Raw genomic sequence first — 2,486 nt, forward strand, 5'->3', positions numbered from 1 at the left:
CAACGAAGTCGATCTGTCGCAGCGGCCCTTCAAGCTCAAGGGCGATTCAGGTGCCTACACCTGCGACGCGCTGATCATCGCCACCGGCGCCTCGGCCAAATACCTCGGTCTGCCGTCTGAAGAGGCCTTCATGGGCCGTGGCGTCAGCGGCTGTGCAACCTGCGATGGTTTCTTCTATCGGGGCGACACGGTCTGCGTGGTCGGTGGCGGCAACACCGCGGTCGAAGAAGCGCTGTACCTGTCGAACATTGCGAGCAAGGTGCACCTGGTGCACCGGCGCGACAGGTTCCGCGCCGAGCCCATCATGGTCGATAAGCTGATGGACAAGGTCGCCGCGGGCAAGATCGAGCTGCACCTTTTCAAGACGCTGGACGAGGTGCTGGGCGACCAGAGCGGCGTCACCGGTGTTCGCCTGAAAGACACGGTGAGCAACGCCACCACCGAGCTGGCCCTCAAAGGCTGCTTCATCGCGATCGGCCACCAGCCCAACACCGACATCTTCAAAGCCCAGCTGGAGATGAAGGACGGCTACCTCCTGACCCGCTCGGGCCAGAACGGTTTCGCGACCATGAGCAGCGTGCCGGGCGTGTTCGCGGCCGGCGACGTGCAGGACCACGTCTACCGACAGGCCATCACCTCGGCCGGCACCGGGTGCATGGCAGCGCTCGACGCCCAGCGGTTCCTGGAAACTTAAGCGTTCGGAGGCGGTGGCCGCAACGTGGCCCCCGCCCCACCGATCAGCGCTTGGTCAGGTAGCCGAAGGTCCCGTCACGCTTGACCTCTTCGGCCGCCGCCTTCAGCCCGTTCATCGCCGCGCGGTACAGCGAGGTTGCCAGGCTGATGCGCTTGACGCCGGCCGCTTCCAGCTCGGCCACGCTGAACGACTTGCCCGGGATGCCGACCATGAAGCTGACCGGTTTTTTCAGCGCGCTGCACACGGCCTTCACCGCTTCGAGGCTCGGCAAGCCGGGCGCGAACAACACGTCGGCGCCGGCCGCCTCGTAGGCCTGCAGACGGCGAATCGTGTCGTCCAGGTCTTCGCGGCCGTTGAGGAAGTTCTCGGCCCGCGCGGTCAGCGTGAACGGCCGGCCGAGCGAACGCGCGGCCTCGACCGCCGCCGCCACGCGCTCGACCGCTTGGCCCAGGTCGTAGATCGGGCTGCCGGGCTGCTGGCTCGCATCTTCGATCGAGCCGCCGGCTAGGCCCGTCTCGGCGGCCAGGCGGATGGTTTGCGCCACCACCTCGGGCGCATGGCCGAAGCCGTTTTCGAGGTCGGCCGACACCGGCAGCTCGGTCGCCTGCACGATCGCCCGCGCATGCGCCAGTGCGTCCTCGCGGGTCAGCTGGTAGTCGGTTCGGCCCAGCGCCATCGCCGACGCGGCGCTCGACGTGGCCAGCGCCTCGAAACCCATCCCGGCCAGCAGCTTGGCCGAGCCGGCGTCCCACGGGTTGGGGATCACGAACACGCCGGGCCGCTCATGCAGCTGGCGAAAAATGGCGGCCTTGTCGGTCACGGTCGACGTCATGCAAATCTCCTGGCGCTGAAAGGGTGAAGGGGGCGGAAAAGCCGTCGATGCTGCCCGAAGCCGAGTCCCCGCGCTCGCCATCCGCGGACATGCCCCCGCAATGCGTGGCCCCATGGGAAACTGGCCCGATGGCCCAGCATGAGCACCACCACGACGACCATGGTCATGGGCACGGACATGCGCCCGAGCACGGCCATGCCCACAAAACCGGCCATGCTCACCACGCCCACGGCCACGGCGGCCACCACGGCCATGCCCATGGCAACCCCCACCAAGCCGGCCGCGCCTTCGCGTTGGCCATCGCGCTGAACACGGTTTTCGTCGGCGTCGAGTTCGGTTACGGGCTGTTGGCCAACTCGACTGCCTTGATGGCCGATGCCGGCCACAACCTGTCGGACGTGCTGGGCCTGGCGCTGGCCTGGCTCGCGGCGGTGCTGTCGCGCCGGGCCCCGAGCGAGCGCTTCACCTTCGGCCTGCGCGGCAGCTCGATCCTGGCGGCGCTGGCCAATGGCACGCTGCTGATGGTGGCCTGCGGCGGCATCGGCTGGGAAGCCATCCGCCGCTTTGCCGAACCGCCGGCCGTCGCCAGCAACGTGGTGATGGTGGTGGCGGCGATCGGCATCGTCATCAACGGGCTGTCGGCCTGGCTGTTCGCCCGAGGCAGCGCGCACGACCTGAACCAGCGCGGCGCCTTCTTGCACCTGGCGGCCGACGCCGCGGTGTCGCTGGGCGTGGTGATCGGTGGCCTGGTGATGCGCCAGACCGGCTGGTACCTGATCGACCCGCTGCTGAGCCTGGTGATCGTCGCGGTCATCCTGGCCARCACCTGGGGCCTGCTGCGCGAATCGCTGAACCTGGCGCTCGCCGCGGTGCCGCCCCATGTCGACGTGGCGGCAGTACGCACCTACTTGTGCGGCCTGCCTGGCGTGACAGATGTGCACGACCTGCACATCTGGGCCC

3 protein-coding genes are annotated in these 2,486 nt (G+C 68.4%); 2 read left to right on the top strand and 1 reads right to left on the bottom strand.

Annotation, left to right across the window (positions count from 1 at the left end; genetic code table 11):
* Positions 1-694 (top strand): FAD-dependent oxidoreductase (locus AC1DYI_RS32585; protein ID WP_477208257.1); only part of this gene is annotated, 694 nt, incomplete at its 5' end.
* Between the two features lie 43 nt (positions 695-737).
* On the opposite strand, the gene AC1DYI_RS32590 is transcribed toward AC1DYI_RS32585, so the two are convergent.
* Positions 738-1,526, bottom strand: a complete 789-nt coding sequence (locus AC1DYI_RS32590; protein ID WP_477208258.1) for an isocitrate lyase/PEP mutase family protein — start codon at positions 1,524-1,526, stop codon at positions 738-740.
* Positions 1,527-1,654: 128 nt separating this feature from the next.
* Here AC1DYI_RS32590 and AC1DYI_RS32595 point away from each other — a divergent pair.
* Positions 1,655-2,486: cation diffusion facilitator family transporter (locus tag AC1DYI_RS32595; RefSeq protein ID WP_477208259.1), on the top strand; the 832-nt coding region annotated here is incomplete at its 3' end.

The organism is Ideonella sp. P3_A4 (genome assembly GCF_056403075.1).